At 74.1% G+C, this 16,924-nt stretch carries 15 protein-coding genes and 1 pseudogene; 11 read left to right on the top strand and 5 right to left on the bottom strand.

The window, feature by feature from the left end; translation table 11 throughout:
• Nucleotides 1–286 precede the first annotated feature (286 nt).
• The gene (locus AB0G13_RS06705; protein WP_357869906.1) at nt 287–1,846 is read right to left on the bottom strand and encodes an LPXTG cell wall anchor domain-containing protein; all 1,560 of its coding nucleotides are present in this window, start codon (nt 1,844–1,846) and stop codon (nt 287–289) included.
• A 179-nt stretch (nt 1,847–2,025) separates the two neighbouring features.
• On the opposite strand from AB0G13_RS06705, the gene AB0G13_RS06700 reads away from it, so the two are divergent.
• Nucleotides 2,026–2,511: a SigE family RNA polymerase sigma factor gene (locus AB0G13_RS06700; RefSeq protein ID WP_357869903.1), complete on the top strand. Its 486-nt coding sequence runs from the start codon at nt 2,026–2,028 to the stop codon at nt 2,509–2,511.
• Nucleotides 2,508–3,560 carry an LCP family protein gene (locus AB0G13_RS06695; protein ID WP_357869901.1) on the top strand — a complete coding sequence of 351 codons (1,053 nt, stop codon included), beginning with the start codon at nt 2,508–2,510 and terminating at the stop codon, nt 3,558–3,560. The genes AB0G13_RS06700 and AB0G13_RS06695 overlap by 4 nt, the downstream gene beginning before the upstream one ends.
• 48 nt (nt 3,561–3,608) lie before the next feature.
• Here the strand turns inward: AB0G13_RS06695 and AB0G13_RS06690 are convergent, their stop codons facing one another.
• Complete coding sequence (locus AB0G13_RS06690; protein WP_357869898.1) at nt 3,609–3,821, bottom strand: hypothetical protein; 213 nt, start codon at nt 3,819–3,821, stop codon at nt 3,609–3,611.
• Between the two features lie 128 nt (nt 3,822–3,949).
• On the opposite strand from AB0G13_RS06690, the gene AB0G13_RS06685 reads away from it, so the two are divergent.
• Together AB0G13_RS06685 and fbaA are read left to right on the top strand one after the other, a co-directional pair.
• A complete protein-coding gene (locus AB0G13_RS06685) occupies nt 3,950–4,333 on the top strand; it encodes a phage holin family protein (RefSeq protein WP_357869896.1) in 384 nt (127 codons plus the stop codon).
• 152 nt (nt 4,334–4,485) lie between these two features.
• Entirely contained in the window at nt 4,486–5,511 is a 1,026-nt protein-coding gene (fbaA, locus tag AB0G13_RS06680; protein WP_357869893.1) for a class II fructose-bisphosphate aldolase, read from the top strand.
• A gap of 69 nt (nt 5,512–5,580) precedes the next feature.
• Here the strand turns inward: fbaA and AB0G13_RS06675 are convergent, their stop codons facing one another.
• Complete coding sequence (locus AB0G13_RS06675; protein WP_357869890.1) at nt 5,581–6,846, bottom strand: hypothetical protein; 1,266 nt, start codon at nt 6,844–6,846, stop codon at nt 5,581–5,583.
• Nucleotides 6,847–7,172: 326 nt separating this feature from the next.
• On the opposite strand from AB0G13_RS06675, the gene AB0G13_RS06670 reads away from it, so the two are divergent.
• A complete protein-coding gene (locus AB0G13_RS06670) occupies nt 7,173–7,601 on the top strand; it encodes a DUF3151 domain-containing protein (RefSeq protein ID WP_357869887.1) in 429 nt (142 codons plus the stop codon).
• 96 nt (nt 7,602–7,697) lie between these two features.
• Here the strand turns inward: AB0G13_RS06670 and AB0G13_RS06665 are convergent, their stop codons facing one another.
• Both AB0G13_RS06665 and AB0G13_RS06660 read right to left on the bottom strand, forming a co-directional pair.
• Nucleotides 7,698–10,481, bottom strand: coding sequence for a chromosome partitioning protein (locus AB0G13_RS06665; protein ID WP_357869884.1), 2,784 nt, complete (start codon nt 10,479–10,481; stop codon nt 7,698–7,700).
• A 97-nt stretch (nt 10,482–10,578) separates the two neighbouring features.
• Complete coding sequence (locus tag AB0G13_RS06660; protein WP_357869881.1) at nt 10,579–11,637, bottom strand: hypothetical protein; 1,059 nt, start codon at nt 11,635–11,637, stop codon at nt 10,579–10,581.
• 122 nt (nt 11,638–11,759) lie between these two features.
• Here AB0G13_RS06660 and AB0G13_RS06655 point away from each other — a divergent pair, with 122 nt between their 5' ends.
• The 6 genes and pseudogenes from AB0G13_RS06655 to AB0G13_RS06630 all read left to right on the top strand — a co-directional run bounded on the left by AB0G13_RS06655 (nt 11,760) and on the right by AB0G13_RS06630 (nt 16,923).
• A complete protein-coding gene (locus AB0G13_RS06655; protein WP_357869878.1) occupies nt 11,760–13,049 on the top strand; it encodes an adenylosuccinate synthase in 1,290 nt (429 codons plus the stop codon).
• A gap of 106 nt (nt 13,050–13,155) precedes the next feature.
• A pseudogene (locus tag AB0G13_RS06650) lies at nt 13,156–13,377 on the top strand (type IV toxin-antitoxin system AbiEi family antitoxin domain-containing protein); the annotation flags it as partial.
• Between the two features lie 63 nt (nt 13,378–13,440).
• A complete protein-coding gene (locus AB0G13_RS06645) occupies nt 13,441–14,157 on the top strand; it encodes a hypothetical protein (RefSeq protein ID WP_357869998.1) in 717 nt (238 codons plus the stop codon).
• A gap of 99 nt (nt 14,158–14,256) precedes the next feature.
• Nucleotides 14,257–15,504 carry a phosphoribosylamine--glycine ligase gene (gene purD, locus AB0G13_RS06640; protein WP_357869875.1) on the top strand — a complete coding sequence of 416 codons (1,248 nt, stop codon included), beginning with the start codon at nt 14,257–14,259 and terminating at the stop codon, nt 15,502–15,504.
• A 59-nt stretch (nt 15,505–15,563) separates the two neighbouring features.
• Nucleotides 15,564–16,082, top strand: a complete 519-nt coding sequence (locus AB0G13_RS06635) for a SigE family RNA polymerase sigma factor (protein WP_357869873.1) — start codon at nt 15,564–15,566, stop codon at nt 16,080–16,082.
• Entirely contained in the window at nt 16,075–16,923 is an 849-nt protein-coding gene (locus tag AB0G13_RS06630; RefSeq protein WP_357869871.1) for a hypothetical protein, read from the top strand. The genes AB0G13_RS06635 and AB0G13_RS06630 overlap by 8 nt, the downstream gene beginning before the upstream one ends.
• The last annotated feature ends 1 nt before the right edge of the window (nt 16,924 follow it).

The raw sequence follows: 16,924 nt of genomic DNA, 5'->3' as shown, positions 1-16,924 counted from the left end.
CGATCTTGCGTCGTCCCGTTTTCGCTCGTTCGTGGGTGGGGTTTCCGGGGGAGCCCCGCCCGCTCCGGGCGGTCAGGCTTGATCCCTGCGTGGGTGGGGCTCCCCCGGAAACCCGTGGTGGTCCGGTTCGTCCGGTCGTGTCGGTCCCGGGCGGTGGGGGCGTGCGGTGCGGTCGGGTGGGTCTGGGGTGGGGGCGCGTGCTGTCGGGTGGGTGTCTGGAGGGGCGTGGATGTGGCGGTGCCCCGCCGACCGGATGGTCGGCGGGGCACCGGTGGTGCGGGGTGGATCAGGCGACGAAGCGGGTCTTGCGGCGCTTGGCCACCACGTAGCCGCCGACGCCGGCGACGAGCAGCAGCCCGCCGATGCCGGCGATCAGGCCGGTGGACTCACCGGTGATCGGCAGGGTGCCGCCGTCACCGTCACCGCCGCCCTGGCCGCCGGTCGCGTTCACCAGGATCTTGGCGGCGTCGTTGGCGGGCTTGAGGTCGTCGTAGAAGCCGCCCTCGCACTCGCACGGGACGTTGACCTTGACCGCGCCGGTCGCGTTGTCGATCACCTTGTCGATGCGCAGGCGGAACTCCACGGTCAGCGCCTCCCCGGCGGGCGCGAACGGGCCCGGGTAGCAGCGGTACTCGCGGGCACCCGGCGTGCCAACCTCGGAGTAGTCCGTCCGGTCGCCCTCGCGGGGCGCACAGTCGTCCGGCACCTCGACGGCGGTGGTGCCCTCGGGCACGGTGACGTTCACGTAGGTGACGTCCGAATCCGTGCGGAAGTTCTCCAGCGTCGCCGGACCGTTGTTCCGGAAACCGACGGTGGCCGTGACCACCTTGCCGGCCGCGCCGTTCAGCTTGTCGCCGATCGCCTCCAGGTCGGCGCCGTTCTTCCCGGTGATCTCGATCAGCATCGGGGAGAAGTCGTTGTTGGGATCGGTGTCCGTCTGGACGGCCCGGGCGGCCTTGGCGGAGGCCTTGGCCAGGGTCAGCTTCGCGCCGGTGCCACGTCGGGTGGCCTTCGCCCCGGAGGCCTCGCGGACCGCGAAGAGTTCCTCGAAGTCACTGGGGGTCATGAACCGGGTGTTGCCGTACGCGTTCGACGGCGCGTAGGCGTCCTCGGCGATCCGGTAGTTCAGCGTGGTGGTGCGTCCCTCACCGGCCGGGATCTCCTCATCGAACTGGCAGGCGATGACGAAGTCCTCGGCGTAGAGGCAGTTGCTGAACTTGTCCTTGGCGCGGATCGGGTAGTCGTTGTCGAACAGCGCGACCACGCCCTTGGCGGTCGTCTGGCCGATGTTGGCGACGGTCAGGTCCGCCTCGAACGAGCCGCCGACCGCAGCCTTGAACTGCTGCTCGGGGCCGCCTGCCAGATCGACGCCCTCGCCGACGCGAATCTTCGCCGTGTAGGTCGCCCGCTCCTTGTCGCCGACCCGGAAGCTGATCTTCAGGTCGCCGGCGTCGTCGAGCTTCGCCTTGTCGGTGGCGACGATGTCCAGGTCGTTCAGCCAGGCGCCGTAGTACTCGTCCACCTGGACCGGAAGGTGCTCGCGGCAGACGAGCACGCCGGCCTCGGGGGTCTCACAGTCGTTCCCGTCGAACACCGGGTCCACCGTGACCTTGCCGGCAAGTGACCGGTAGTCGTACCGGACGCTGACATCGTGGAGCATGGTCGGCACTTCGGTGTAGAGCTGAAGCGTCCGGACCTTCCCCGGCGCGTCGAGCGCGACGGTGGTGTCCGGGAAGTAGAGCTCGATGTCGTCCGGCGCGGCGATGGCGGGGCTGGCGGAGGCGGCGACGAGCGCGCCTGCGACGCCCAGCCCGGCCAGCCAGCGCCGGGTGGAGTGCTTGAGCATGTGGGGGGTTCCTCCCGTGGGAATGCCAGGAGTGGCCTGCGGATCCTAAGGACTCCTTAAGACACGCCGCTACCCGGTCCGCCTGCGGCGACCGAACATCGACCGAACGGCTGACCAGGATCGCCGCAACGTTCCGGGCGCCCGCATCCGTCATCAGGAGCAGGAGCCTGGGAGGTGCAGTGACGTACGAGGAGTTCGCCGACTTACGGCTGGCCGCGCTGCTGCGGTACGCGGTCATGCTGACCGGCGACCCGCACCAGGCGCAGGACCTGGTGCAGGACACCATGGTCCGGGTCCAGCTCAACTGGCGTCGGGTGGCCCGTGCCGACTCGCCCGAGCGCTACGTCCGGCGGATGCTGACCAACCAGTACGTCGACTGGCGGCGGGGCTCCTGGATGCGCCGGGTGCTGCTGCGCGCCGAGCCCGACGACGCGGTGCCGGTGCCCGCCGACCACGCCCAGCACGCCGTGGAGCGGGACCAGGTCTGGTCCTGGCTGTCCCGGCTGCCGCGCCGGCAGCGGGCCACGCTGGTGCTGCGCTACTACGAGGACCTGCCCGACGCGGAGATCGCCGACATCCTCGGCTGCGCCGTCGGGACGGTCCGCTCGTCCATCTCCCGCGCCCTGGCCACGCTGCGCGCCGAATACGTGGAGGCCCGATCGTGATCGAGGACGACCTGCGTGCCGCCTTCGCCCGGCACGAGAAACTGACCCCGCCCGCCGGCCCGCTGCGGTCCGCCATCGACCGGCTCGCGGCCGCCCGTCGCCGTCGCCGGCTGCGGCTCCGGGCCGGGGGTGCCGCGCTGGCCCTGCTCGGCGTGCTGGGGATCGGGGTACCGCAGCTCACGCCCGACCGGGTCGCCGAGGACGCCAACCTGCTCATCGAGCCCGCCGGGCCGGCACCGACGGGCGCGCTGAACATCCTGCTGCTCGGCGTGGACGGTGCGGCGGAACGTCCCTACCGGCTGGCGGACTCCGTCCTGCTGGTGCACATCCCGGCGGACCGCAGCCGGCCGTACCTCGTCTCGCTGCCCCGCGACCTGGCGGTGGCGATTCCCGGGCACGGGCCCGACAAGCTCAACGCCGCCTTCCTGTACGGCGCCGGCGAGCCCCGGCCCGACCTGAAGCGCGGCTACGAGCTGACCCGCCGGGTGGTCGCCGACCTGACCGGCGTACGCGTGGACGCCGGCGCGGTGCTCACCTACCCGGTGCTGCACCGGCTCACCGACGAGGTCCGCGGGGTGGAGGTCTGCCTGCCGCGCGAGGTGCGCTCCTCCCACACGGAGCGGGTCTTTCCGAGCGGTTGCCAGCGCCTCGACGGCGCCGCCTCGGTCGACCTGTTGCGGCAGCGCTGGGGACTGCCCGAGGGCGGGCTCGACCGGGACCGGCACGCGCAGCTCTTCGCCGCCGGGCTGATCCGCCGGGCCGGCGAAGAGGGGGTGCTGACCAACCCGGTCAGGCTCTCCGCCCTGGTCGACACCGTCGGCGCGGGGCTGGTGGCCGGCCCGCCTGTCGTGGACCTGCTGAAGGTGCTCGCGGATATGAAGTCCGTCGACCCGGTCGGACTCAGCCTCCCGGTCGGGCCGCCGGAGGGCCCCGGCTGGCGGCTGCCACCGGATCCGGAGGAAGCCCCGGCGTTCCTCGCGGCGTTGCGGGAGGACCGGTTGGCGCAGTGGGTGGCGCAGCATCCGGACCGGGTCAACCGCACCCGCTGACGCGCGGGCCGGACGCCACCCGAGGGTCGCGTCCGGCCCGCGCACGGCTCAGCGGTAGTCGTCCTCGTCGGCGGCGACCACCCGGGCCTGCTCCATCGCGTCCCAGTCGCCGACCTCCAGGCCGCGCTGCGGCTCGGCGTCGGCCTCGCCGGGGCCCACCACGGTGGCCTGCTCGACCGCGTCGGCCGGCTCCGCCTCCATGTCGCGCTCCTCGGGGCTGAGGTGGTCGCTGGGTGCGAAGTCCTCTTCGGGCTGACCCATATCAGTCCCTCCCGGGATCTCGGCGGACAGTTCCCCACACACCGTACGGGTTGCGCCCGCCTGCCGCCCGGAAGCCGAGTCGACCGAATCGGCCCACCGGCCGTCGCCCCCGGTGCCAGGATGGGGCAGTGGGCTTCCTGATCCGGTTGGCGATCACCGCCGTCGCGCTGTGGATCACCACGCTGATCGTGCCCGGGGTGGAGGTGAGCGGCCGGTCCGGCACCACCACCGCCCTCACGCTCGTCGTCGTGGCCCTGATCTTCGGCGTGGTGAACGCGGTGCTCAAGCCCCTGATCAGGGTGTTCGGCTGCGTCTTCTACCTGCTCACCCTCGGCCTGTTCGCGCTGGTGGTCAACGCCCTGCTGTTCCTGCTGACCGACCGGATCGCCCGGGCGCTGGACCTGCCGTTCCAGGTGGACGGTTTCTGGGCCGCGTTCTGGGGCGCCATCGTGATGGCCGTGGCGACCTGGCTGATCAGCGTCGTCGTGCCCGACAGGTGGGAAGGGCGGTGAGGTGGTGGCCAGGGACCGGGCGCGTACCCGGGTCGGTTGTGCCGGCCCCGGTCTTCTACGGGATACTGCCGACGGTGGACAGCGCGGTCCGGCGCACCCAGGGACAACAGCGGCCGGTGACGGCCGAGAGCGGTAAGTAAGGAGCGTTCGACATGCCCATCGCTTCCCCCGAGACCTACGCGGAGATGCTGGACCGCGCCAAGGCCGGCCGGTACGCGTACCCCGCGATCAACGTGACGTCCTCGCAGACCCTGAACGCGGCGCTCAAGGGCTTCGCCGACGCGGAGAGCGACGGCATCATCCAGGTCTCGACCGGTGGTGCGGAATACCTCTCCGGCTCCTCCGTGAAGGACATGGTCACCGGCGCGGTGGCGTTCGCCGCGTACGCGCACGAGGTGGCCAAGAAGTACCCGGTCAACATCGCCCTGCACACCGACCACTGCCCGCAGGAGAAGCTGGACAAGTTCGTCCGGCCGCTCATGCGGATCTCCAAGGAGCGGGTGGCCGCCGGCCAGGAGCCGCTGTTCCAGTCGCACATGTGGGACGGCTCGGCCGTGCCGGTGGCGGAGAACCTGGAGATCGCGGCCGAGCTGCTCGACCGGGCCGCCGAGGCCAAGATCGTCCTCGAGATCGAGGTCGGCGTGGTCGGTGGCGAGGAGGACGGCGTCGAGAACGCCATCAACGACAAGCTCTACACCACCGTCGAGGACGGCCTGGCCATGGTCGAGGCGCTCGGCCTGGGCGAGAAGGGCCGCTACATGGCGGCGCTGACCTTCGGCAACGTGCACGGCGTCTACAAGCCGGGCAACGTCAAGCTCCGCCCGGAGATCCTGAACCAGATCCAGGAGGCGGTCGGCGCCAAGTACGGCAAGGAGAAGCCGCTCAGCCTGGTCTTCCACGGCGGTTCCGGCTCGCTGCTGTCGGAGATCCGCGAGGCGCTGGACTACGGCGTGGTGAAGATGAACATCGACACCGACACCCAGTACACCTTCACCCGGCCGGTGGCGGACCACATGTTCCGCAACTACGACGGCGTGCTCAAGGTGGACGGCGAGGTCGGCAGCAAGAAGCTCTACGACCCGCGGGTCTGGGGCAAGGCCGCCGAGGCCGGCATGGCCGCCCGCGTCGCGGAGGCCTGCGAGCACCTGCGCTCGACCGGCACCACGCTGGCCAAGTGACGCGCTGACGCGTACCGCCGACGGCCGGCTCCCCGCCCGGGGGGCCGGCCGTCGGCGTGTCCGGAGCCGTCAGGGCGTCGCGGTGAGCACCCGGACGGCCTCGTGGACGTCGTCGGTGAGGTGCACGGTGGCCGACAGGTCGCCGAACGGCGAGGCGCCCAGCAGCGGCCGCAGCAGCGACTCCACCGGAAGCTCGTCGGTCCAGTACGCGCGGTCCAGGAAGACGTACGCGCCACTGGCCCCGTCGGTGCCGTAGTAGGTCTTGGTGGCGGCCTGGAACACCTCCTGCACCGTGCCCGCCCGCCCGGGGGCGAAGACGATCCCGCCGCGGGCCAGCCGCAGGATGGTGTCCTCCCGGATGGCGTTGGAGAAGTACTTGGCGATCCGGCCGGCGAAGAGGTTCGCCGGCTCGTGCCCGTACAGCCAGGTCGGGATGGCCAGCCCGCCGGCGCGGGCCCAGCCCACGTCGCCGCCGGCCAGCGCGGCCGAGTCGGCGCGGGACACGCTGCCGGGATCGGCGGCCCGGGGGCGGGGCGGCACCACCGGCTGGCCGTAGACCTCCCGGACCCGCAGCGCCGCCGCCGTGTAGCGGTCGTGGTCGGTGAAGTCCGGCGCCCCGGCGAGCAGCTCGATCGCGGCGTCCAGGTCCTCGACCGGCCGCAGCGCGAGGTAGGCGCCGAGGTTGGCGGCCTCCATCACCCCGGGGCCGCCGCCGGTCACCACCAGCCGGTCGGCCCGGGCCAGCTCCCAGCCCAGCACCGCCGCCATCCGGTACGGCGCGCTGCCGCGCGGCACCGCGTGCCCGCCCATGATGCCGACCACCGACTGCGGCCCGTGGGTGGACAGCCAGGCGCGGGTGGCGTCGGCCAGCGCGTTGTCCACGCCGTGGTCGTGCAGCCGCTGACCGAGCGCCTCCCGGACGTCCGGCAGCGCCCCACCGTGCGCCCGGAAGTGCTCGTAGACCCGGGTGTCGTACATCCCGGCGAACCCGCTTTCGGCGAAGCCGGCGGCCAGCTCCTCCGGGGTGTAGAGGTGGGACGGCTGGGTCGGATAGGGCAGCCCGGAGAACGGCGGCACCACGTTCGCGCCGCGCCGGACCAGGTCGGCGCCGACCTCGCGGGAGGCGAAGCGGCACCCCACGAAGAGGGTGCCGGTCACCTCGACGGCGGTGAGGTCGGGGACGGGGTCGAGGTCGAGCCGCAGTCCCTGCACGGTCAGCCCGACCAGGCTGCCGGTGGTCAGCCGCCGGTCGAACTCGGCGCGGGTCTCGATCTCGTCGGTGCAGATGTGCGGCTCGATGACGTCCGCGGGAGGTGGGGTCGGCACCCTGGCCATCCTGCCCCGCAGGGTCAACCGGCCAAACCTGCGGAGCCCCTCCGCGCCCCGGCGACCCTGCCGCCGACCGGGCCCGAGTCGCCGACCGACGCCGGACGCCGATCCGCGCGTCGCCGCCGGCCTGCGCGGGAACGACGGAAGCCCGGCGGCCGTGGCCACCGGGCTTCCGCGGTACCGGGTCCTGGGGAGGCTCCCGACCAATAGTTGTAGTCGAAAGTATCGGCCGGGGGCATGGGCCGCAGGCGTGACCAACTCCTCATCCGTTCAGCCAGTCGGCTCGCCCAACCCCCTCGCGCGCCCCGGTGCGAAGCGGGTTGAATGGGGCGATGCAGAACCTGTTGCCGGAACCACCGGCCACCCTCCTCCCCGCGCACGACGAGGCCGACGCCGCCCTGGCCGCCGCCGAGCAGGCCGGCAGCGACGAGGCGTACGCCGAGGTGGCGGCGCGCTTCCCGACCTACAGCGCCGGCTGGGGTGCGCTGGCCGCGCGGGCTCTCGCCGCCGGCCAGGTCATTCCGGCGTACGCCTACGCGCGCACCGGCTACCACCGGGGCCTGGACCAGCTGCGCCGCAGCGGCTGGAAGGGATTCGGTCCGGTGCCGTGGTCGCACGAGCCGAACCAGGGCTTCCTGCGCTGCCTCTACGTGCTGTCCCGGGCCGCCGACGAGATCGGCGAGGCGGACGAGGCGGCCCGCTGCGCCCAGTTCCTCCGCGACTGCGACCCGGCCGCCGCGGACGCGCTGGCCAGCAACTGACGGCCGAGCCGACGGCCGGCCGGGCACCCGTCCGGCCGTCGGCTCGTCCCAGCCCTCCGCGGTCCGGCCCGCCGGGCGGCGTCACCCGGCGACGCCCTACAGCCCCTCCGCGACGGAGGCGGCGATCTTCAGCCACGCGTCCCGGGTGGCCGCGGAGAGCCCTCCGTACCGGATCGGCTCGCCCGTGTCGATGAGGCGCTCGTACGGCGCGAGCAGCACCGCCCGGGTGCGGGCCGCGAAGTGCTCCTGGATCGCCGGCAGGTCGATCTCCTTGCGCGACGGCGGCATGGAGACCACGGTGACGGCCTGCCGGACCAGCCGCTGCCGGCCGCTCTGCTCCAGGTGGTCCAGCATCCGGGCGGCCGTCTCCGCCGAGTCGTTCCGCGCCGACATGGTGACCACCAGCTGGTCGGTGGCGTCCATCGCGGCCTGCCAGTTCTGGGCCCGGACGTTGTTGCCCGTGTCCACGAAGATCAGCTTGTAGAACCGGCTGACCACCTCACGGATCTCGGCGAAGGCGGCGGCGGTGAGCATCTCGCCCCCGGTGGCCGACTCGTCCGAGGCGAGGACGTCGAACATCCCCTCGCCCTGCGAGCGGACGTACTGCGACAGGTCGCCCACCCGTCCGTGCGCGCCCTGGAACTGGCCCAGGTCGCGCAGCATGTCCCGCACCGTACGGGAGTGGAAGTCCTGCTGGGCGCGCATCCCGAGGGTGCCCTGGGTCTCGTTGTTGTCCCAGGCCAGCACGTAGCCGCCGCGCTTCTGGCCGAACGTCATCGCCAGCAGCAGGATGGCCACCGTCTTGCCGGCGCCACCCTTCGGGTTCACCACGGTCACCTGGCGCAGCCCGCCGAAGTTGCGGCGCACCGTCTCGATGTCCCGCCGCAACTCCTGCTCGTGCCGCCCCGGCGGCAGCCGCAGCCCCATCCGGTTGGCCACCGCCCGTACGCCTATCGTGGCCACCGGGTCGGCGGGCCGGACCTGCCGGCGGCGGGCGAAGTCCTCGGCCGTCGGCGGGTCGGTGATCGCCGGGCGCCAGTTCGGGTCGGGCTGCGCCGGCGGCACCGCGGTGACCCCCTCCGCCGGTTGGTACGCCTGCTGCGGGGCGGCGGCCCCCGGCGTGGCCTGCTGCCAGGGCGGCGGATACCAGCCGGGCGGGTACGGGCCGGGCGGCGTGGCACCCTGCTGCGGCGGGTACGGGCCGGCCTGCTGCGGCGGGTAGGGCCCGGGCGGACCGCCCTGCTGCGGCGGGTATGGGCCGGCCTGCTGCGGCGGGTAGGGCCCGGGCGGTGCGGCTTGCTGCGACGCCGCCGGGTCGCCCCCGAAGTCCTGCTGGGCCGCCCCCGGACCGGCCCCGAAGCTCTGCCGGGACGCCGGGTCGGCCGTGAAGCCCTGCTGGGGCGCCGCCGGGTCGGGCGCGGGCCCGACCGGCGCGCCCTGCCCAGCCTGGTCCTGCGGGATCGGGCCCTGGGGCGCCCCCGGCGGGGCCGGTGCCTGCTGGGGCGGGTTCTGCTCGGCCGTCCCCTGCGGGGTCGGGCCCTGGGCGGCCGGGCCCTGCGGGATCGGGCCGTGGTTTGCCGGGACCCGCAGGGCCGGTTGCTGATGGTGGAGGGCCTGTCGGGGGACGGCGCCCTGGTGCGTGGGCGCCGGGTCGGACGCGCCCGCCCCCGGCCCCGGCTCGACGGCCGCCGTGGCGGGTCGCTGCGGCGGCTGCGCCCACGGTGACTCCGCCGGCATCCGCGCCCCGCCGCCGTGGGCCGGACCGCCGCTCGTCACCGCGCCGCCGGCACCCCCGTTCGCGGTACCGCCGGCACTGCCGGGCGCGGAACCGCCGGTACCGCCGTCCGTCGGGTCGCCGTTCGTCGGGCCTCCGGCCTCGTGCCCGCCGTTCGTCGGGTCGCCGTTCGCCGGGCCTCCGGCCTCGTGCCCGCCGTTCGTCGGGCCGCCGTTCGTCGGGCCACCGGTTTCGTGCCTGCCCGTCGTCGGTCCGGCGGCCGTCGAGGTGTCGCCGGTCGGGGCAGGGCCACCGGTCCCGACCGGTCCGCCCGGGCCGGGCGCCGGGTCGTGGGGCGACGGCCGGCCACCGGGAAAGGCGCCGGCCACGGCGGTACCCGAGGCATCCTCCCGCCGTCCGACGGCCCCCTCAGTCGGCTCGCCCGGACCTGCGGTGCGCCGGGCGGTGGCCACGGAGTGCGCGGACGCGACCGGGACGGGTGCTGCCGGCTGGTCGAGGCTGAAGGGCATGTCGAGGTCGACCCGGGCGGGGCCGCTCTGGGGAGGTCGGGGAGCGGGTACGCCGCCCCCGGCGGCTGCCGGCAGGCCTCCGCCCAGCCCGACCACCGGTCGGTCGCCGGCAGGGCCGGGGGCAGGCGGACCGGCCGCGCCCAGGCCGGGGCCCGGCGGGACGGTCGGGTCCGTGGGGGCGTTCGGGGCGACCGGTGGGATCTGCGCGGCGGGTGCCGGCGGCGCCCAGGCCGAGGCGTCCGGCTCCCAGCCGGAGGTCGCGGCCGGTGCGGCCCCCGCGACCGCAGCCGGTGGGGGCCCGGAGACCGTGGCCGGTGGGGATGCCGGGACCGCACCCGGTGGGGGCCCCGAGGCCGTGGCCGGCGGGGGCGACCAGCCGGTGTTCGCGCCCTGCGGCGCGGTCGTTTCCGCGCCGGGGAGTGGCACCCCGCCGGTCAGGGACGGGTAGTCCGCCGGCGAGGGCGGGTGCCCCGGCCGGCCCTGGGGCGGGACGAAGGACGAGGGCGAGGCGGTCGACGCCCAGGGCGGCGTGTCGGTGCCGCCGATCTGATCCGGCGGCCAGAGTGGTTCGATGTCCCGCTCCGGCGTGGGCTGCTGGCCGGGCGCGTGGACCCGGTCGACGTTCTCGTCCACCACGGTTCCTCCCCATTCCTCCTGCCGAGGATAGGCCCAGTGGCCGCGCCTGGCCGGCCGTCGCGGGCCGGCCGCGTCGGTCGCGCCGGGGACGCCGAGGTCAGCTCGCCCAGACCGCCCAGGCACCCGGTTCGGTCCACCAGGACCGCTTCCGGCTCAGCTCGCCCTCGGCCCCGTCGTCGAGGAACGGGACCTTCCCCTCGCGCGGCAGCACGGCCACGGCCCGCCCTCGGGCGCGGCGTACCTCCAGCCGCACCCGCTTCCTACCCAACGCCGAGCGGGTCACCACAGGAACGGCCACCGCCACCTCGACCAGCCCGTCCGTCGGGTCGGGGTTGCCGAGCAGGGCCACGTCGTCGAGCCGGGCGTAGCCGCCCGCGTTGCCGATCGCGCAGGCCAGCAGCGGATCGTCGCCGTTCGAGAGCACGGCGTCGTCCACCTCCACCCGACCGCGCCAGTGCAGCGGCCGCCCGTTGTCGTCGGCCGCGCCGACGAGCGCGCCGTCCAGGGTCACCGAGCCACCGTCGTTGCGCAGCAGGTCGAGCCGGCGCGGCGTGCCGTCCAGCACCGCGGCGGCCACCGCAGCCGGGTCGCGGGGTAGCCCGAGCTGCGCCGCCAGGTCACGGTGCGTCGTGCTCCGCGCCGGATCGAGCGGGAGTACGCCGATCGGCGGCAGGTCCGGCACCGTCCGGTTGCCGGGCAGGTCGTCGGGGCGGCGGCTGGGCGGCGGGGCGTACCGCCGGACGAGCCGGCGCACGACGGCGCGCAGCTGGGCGTCGCTGGCCGAGGCGACCACGAGCCGGGCCTTGGAGTCCGGGTCGGGCCAGGTGAGGCCGTCCGGGCGGGGTGGGCCGTCGAACCGGGCCAGCACCTCGTCGATCTCGGCGTCGGAGCGGGCGGTGACCGTCTCGACCCGGGCGCCCCGGGCGGTGAGCGCGTCCGCGCAGGCCAGCACCGGCACCCGGGGGGTGTCGCAGCGCCCGTCGGCCGTCGCGCCGTCGGCGGGGGCGCAGGCGTCGGCCGTCGTGCCGTCGGTCGCGCAGGCGTCGGCCGGGCCGGCCTCCTCCTGAGGCGCCGCGCCGCAGCAGCCGCCGCTGCCGCAGGCCCCGCCGGGCGCGTCGCGCTCCGAGCCGAGGGTGAGCAGCACCACGTCGTACACGGAAAGGCCTCCTGCCTCCCGACGCGACCCCTGCCGGCCGCGCCGCCACTACTTGTTAGCCTGACACCCCGGGCTCGCTGACCGGTCGCCACCTGGCACCCGAGCCTTCTGGAGGCGAGAAGATGCCAGCGATCGTGCTCCTCGGTGCCCAGTGGGGCGACGAGGGCAAGGGCAAGGTTACCGACCTGCTGGGTGAGCGGGTCGACTACGTCGTGCGCTACTCCGGCGGCAACAACGCCGGCCACACGGTGATCACCCCGGACGGCCAGAAGTACGCGCTGCACCTGATGCCGTCGGGTGCGCTCTCACCGAGCGCGATGATCGTCATCGGCAACGGCGTGGTGGTCGACCCGAAGGTGCTGCTGGCCGAGATCGACGGGCTCGCCGAGCGCGGGGTCGACGTCAGCCGGCTGCGGATCTCCGGCGACGCGCACCTGATCATGCCGCACCACCGGGCCCTCGACCGGGTCGTCGAGCGCTACCTCGGTAGCTCCCGGATCGGCACCACCGGCCGGGGCATCGGCCCGGCGTACGGGGACAAGGTCGCCCGGATGGGCATCCGGCTGCAGGACCTGCTCGACCCGGGCATCCTGCGCAAGAAGCTCGAACTGGCGCTGCGCGAGAAGAACCAGCTCCTGTTCAAGGTCTACAACCGTAAGGCGATCGACGTCGACGCGACGATCGAGGAGTACCTGGCCTACGCGGAGCGGCTCAAGCCGTACATCGCCGAGACCCGGGTCATGCTCTGGGACGCGCTGGACCGCGGCGAGACGGTCCTGCTGGAGGGCGCCCAGGCCACCATGCTCGACATGGACCACGGCACGTACCCCTTCGTGACCTCGTCGAACCCGACGGCCGGCGGGGCCTGCGTCGGCGCCGGCATCCCGCCGACGGCGATCAGCAAGGTGATCGCGGTCAGCAAGGCGTACACGACGCGGGTCGGCAGCGGGCCGTTCCCGACCGAGCTCTTCGACGACAACGGCCAGCACCTGCGCAAGATCGGCCACGAGTACGGCACCACCACCGGCCGGGAGCGCCGCTGCGGATGGTTCGACGCCGTCGTCGCCCGGTACGCCTGCCGCCTCAACGGCGTCACCGACCTGGTGGTCACCAAGCTGGACGTGCTCACCGGCCTGCCGAAGGTGCCGATCTGCGTCGGGTACGAGATCAACGGCGAGCGCTTCGACGACATGCCGATGACCCAGACCGACTTCCACCACGCGACTCCGATCTACGAGGAGCTCGACGGCTGGTGGGAGGACATCACCAAGGCGAGGACCGAGGACGAGCTCCCGGAGAACGCGCGCCGCTACATCGCCCGCATCGAGCAGCTCTGCGGCACCCGCGTCAGCGTCGTCGGCGTGGGCCCGGGCCGCGAAGAAAACGTCCTCCGCCACCCCCTCCTCCCCTAACCCCACCCCACCCCCCCACCCCCCACCCCCTCCGGGGACCTGCGCGTCGATCAAGAAGTTTGCGTCCTGATCCGGCCTGGATTCGGACGCAAACTTCTTGATCAACGTGCGGAGTTCGCGTTGTCCACAGGAGGGGTGGGGTTGTCCACAGGGGCGGTGTGATGCGCGGGTGGATGCGCATCGTGGTGGGGTGAGTTTCGATGTCCTCTGCCGCATCGCCCGTCGTCAGGATGGAGTGGTGACGGCGGCACAGGCCTTGTCCGCGGGCTTCAGTCGGAGCCAGATCCGGTACCTGTGTCGCTCGGGCCGGTGGATGCGGGTGGCGAGGGGTTGCTTCGTGCCGGCCCCCGAGTTGAGCCCTGCCGCGCTCCGTAGAGCCCGCATCCGCGCGGTGACCACCAGCCTGGGGACGGGCTCGGTCGTCGTTCTCGACACCGCAGCCGAGCTGCATCGGATCGGCGGACTCCGTCCGGCGTCCGCCATCCACGTCTCGTTGCCGGCGAATCGGCCACGGCCGCAGCGGCTTACCGACCCTGACGTCGTGGTGCACCAGCTCGCCATCGATCCGGACGCCGTCGGCGAGGTCGCCGGGATGCCCGTGACCACCCCGCTGCGGACGATCGCCGATGTCATCCTCCGGGTGGACCGGTATTCGGCCGTGTGCGTGCTCGACTCCGCGCTGAACCGGCAGGTCGTCACCGGGCCCGAGCTGTCCCAGATTCCTGCCCTTCTCGTGGGCCGTAGGGGAGCCGTCGCAGCCCGGCGTCACCTAGCGGAGGCGGACGGGCGGGCGCAGTCCCCGCTGGAGACCCGGACCAGGCTGCGGTGCGTCGACGGTGGCGTACCGCCCGACGCACTCCAGTTGGAGGTGCGCGACCGGGACGGCTGTCTGCTCGGCATCGGGGACCTGGGCTGGCGAGCGGCGCGGGTGATCGCCGAGGCGGACGGGCAGGCGCCCCATGGCACGCCCCGGGCGGTCTTCGAGGACCGGTCGCGGCAGAACCGGCTGGTCAACGCCGGTTGGCGGATCCTCCGTTTCACCTGGGCCGACACACTGCGCCCCGACTACATCCCCCACACGGTCAGAGCAGCCCTCCACCCTCACTAACCCGCTCGATCAAGAGGCTCTGGCCCCGTCCCAGTGCGGAGATGGGACGCAAACCTCATGATCAACGGGGGTTGGGGAGGGGGTCAGTAGGATGCGGTCGTGCGGGTTCTTCTTCTTGGTGGTGGGGGGCGGGAGCATGCGCTCGCGCTGGGCCTCGCTGGTGATCCGTCCGTCGAGCAGCTGATCGCGGCGCCCGGGAATCCCGGCATCGCTTCGCTCGCCTCGCTGCGGGCGGTGGATCCCTGCGATCCGGCGGCCGTCGCCGCGTTGGCGGTGGAGACCGGGGTCGACCTGGTGGTGATCGGGCCGGAGGCGCCGCTGGTGGCCGGGGTCGCCGATGCCGTACGCGCCAAGGGGATCCCCGCGTTCGGCCCGTCCGCCCAGGCGGCCCGGCTGGAGGGTTCGAAGGCGTTCGCCAAGGACGTGATGACCGCCGCCGGCGTACCGACCGCGCGCGCGTACACCTGCACGGACGCCGAGAGCACCGGCAGGGCGCTGGACGAGTTCGGCGCGCCGTACGTGGTGAAGAACGACGGGCTCGCCGCCGGCAAGGGTGTCGTGGTGACCGACGACCGCGCCGCCGCGCTGCGGCACGCCGAGGAGTGCGGTCGGGTCGTCGTCGAGGAGTACCTGGCCGGCCCGGAGGTCTCCCTCTTCGTGGTCACCGACGGCGAGGCGGCGGTGCCGCTGCTGCCGGCCCAGGACTTCAAGCGGGTCGGCGACGGCGACACCGGCCCGAACACCGGCGGCATGGGGGCGTACGCGCCGCTGCCCTGGGCGCCGGCCGGTCTGGTCGACGAGGTCATGCGCGACGTCGTCCAACCGACCCTGGCGGAGCTGGCCCGGCGGGGCACCCCGTTCGCGGGCCTGCTCTACGTCGGGCTGGCGATGACCGCCGACGGCCCCCGTGTGATCGAGTTCAACGCCCGCTTCGGCGACCCGGAGACGCAGGTGGTGCTGGCGCTGCTGGAGACCCCGCTGGCCGGGCTGCTGCACGCCGCCGCGACCGGCACGCTGGCCGGGCACCCGCCGCTGCGCTGGCGCGACGGTGCCGCCGTCACGGTGGTGGTCGCCGCCGAGGGCTACCCGGCCGCCCCGCGCACCGGCGACGTGATCACCGGGGCCGAGGGGCCGGGCATCATCCACTCCGGCACCCGACGGGACGCCGACGGGACGCTGCGCTCCGCCGGTGGCCGGGTCCTCTGCGCCACCGCCACCGGTGCCGACCTGCCCGCCGCCCGGAACGCCGCGTACGCGCTGGTGGGCGGCGTGGAGCTGGCCGGCGCGCACCACCGCACCGACATCGCCTCCGCCGCCGTCGAGGGCCGGATCAGCATTCCGGGCTGACCGGGCAACCTCCGCCCGCCTCGCCTCCGTTTGAGCGGTGAGGCGAGGAGGTGGCGGGATTGCCTGCCGACATCGAGGGCTACCGCGAGTACGTCGGGGCGCGGCTGGAACCGCTGCGCCGCACGGCGTACCTGCTCTGTGGCGACTGGCACACGGCCGACGACCTGGTGTCGACGGCGCTGGTCAAGCTGCTGCGGCACTGGCGGCGCGTGTCGCAGATGGCCAGCCCCGACGCGTACGTCCGGCGTACCCTGCTGCGGGTCTGGCTCGACGAGCGGCGCCGGCCGTGGCGGCGCGAGGCCGCCTGGGCCGAGGTCCCCGATGCCGCCGTCCGGTCCGCCACCGACGGTGCCGCGGACCGGCTGACCATCCTCGCCCTGCTGGCCGAGCTGCCGCCGCGTCGCCGCGCGGTCCTGGTGCTGCGCTACTTCTGCGACCTGTCCGTGGAGGAGACCGCCCGGGAACTCGGCTGCACCACCGGCACCGTCAAGAGCCAGTCGGCGCGCGCGATCGAGGCGCTGCGGAGCCGCCTCGCGGGCGTGCCGGCCCGAGCCGAGGAGGCACGCACCGATGGATGAACTCGCCCAGCAGATGCGCAGTGCGGTGGCGTCGCCGCCGCCCACCCGGATCGACGTGGACCGGCTGATCGCCGACGACCGGCAGCGCCGCCGCCATCGGGCGTGGACGGTGGCGGGCACCGGGGTCGCCGCGGTGGTCGCCGCGGTCGCGGTGACACCGGCGCTGCTCGTCGGCCCGGCCGCCGGACCGGGTGGGCTCACCCTGCCGGCCAGTGGCGGCTCGCCGTCCGCCGACCCGTCGCTCTGCCCGGTGGTGGAACCGGAGCCCAGCGGCCCGCCGGCGCCCCAGCAGTCGTACGAGACGGTGCGCGACCGGCCGACCGAGCGCCCCGACGACGGCGTCGCCCGGCTGACCCTCGTGCTGCGCCCGGCGCTGGCGGCCGTCGTGCCGGCGGGGCTGTCGGTCGACGGCACGATCCCGGGCTGCGACCAGGTGCAGTTCACCTACGAGAAGAGCCACTGGCACTACTACGCCCACGCCCGGCTGACGCGGAGCGGACAGGCCGACAACCTGACGGTGTCGCTGATCCCGACGGCCGCCGACGGGCCCCGGGGATGCGCCGGCGCCCCCGACACCCGTGCCTGCACGAGCCGCCCCCTGCCCGACGGCGGCACCATCGCCTACGGCTCGGCCGACCCGGGTGACGAGGGCCACGAACAGCGCTGGGCGCAGGTGCAGCGGGCGGACGGCACGACCGTGACGGTGACGACGGACAACCACCACATCGAGGGCGGGGAGAACGGTGCGACGCCGACGATCCGGTTCGGTCCGCCGCCGGTGCTCACCGTGGCGCAGTTGACGGCCATCGCCACCACGCCCGGGCTGACGCTCCATCCCTGAC

The organism is Micromonospora sp. NPDC023633 (assembly GCF_040640035.1).
Lineage (GTDB): Bacteria > Actinomycetota > Actinomycetes > Mycobacteriales > Micromonosporaceae > Micromonospora.
The sequence above is the reverse complement of the archived record's forward strand: the minus strand, read 5'-3'. Positions and strand labels throughout refer to the sequence as shown.

Excerpts from the sequence above, each read along its gene's own strand:
- AB0G13_RS06630 (WP_357869871.1), top strand. The coding sequence starts at position 16,075 with ATGGATGAACTCGCCCAGCAGATGCGCAGTGCGGTGGCGTCGCCGCCG.
- AB0G13_RS06705 (WP_357869906.1), bottom strand. The coding sequence starts at position 1,846 with ATGCTCAAGCACTCCACCCGGCGCTGGCTGGCCGGGCTGGGCGTCGCA.
- fbaA (WP_357869893.1), top strand. The coding sequence starts at position 4,486 with ATGCCCATCGCTTCCCCCGAGACCTACGCGGAGATGCTGGACCGCGCC.
- AB0G13_RS06690 (WP_357869898.1), bottom strand. The coding sequence starts at position 3,821 with ATGGGTCAGCCCGAAGAGGACTTCGCACCCAGCGACCACCTCAGCCCC.
- AB0G13_RS06655 (WP_357869878.1), top strand. The coding sequence starts at position 11,760 with ATGCCAGCGATCGTGCTCCTCGGTGCCCAGTGGGGCGACGAGGGCAAG.
- AB0G13_RS06675 (WP_357869890.1), bottom strand. The coding sequence starts at position 6,846 with ATGGCCAGGGTGCCGACCCCACCTCCCGCGGACGTCATCGAGCCGCAC.
- AB0G13_RS06670 (WP_357869887.1), top strand. The coding sequence starts at position 7,173 with ATGCAGAACCTGTTGCCGGAACCACCGGCCACCCTCCTCCCCGCGCAC.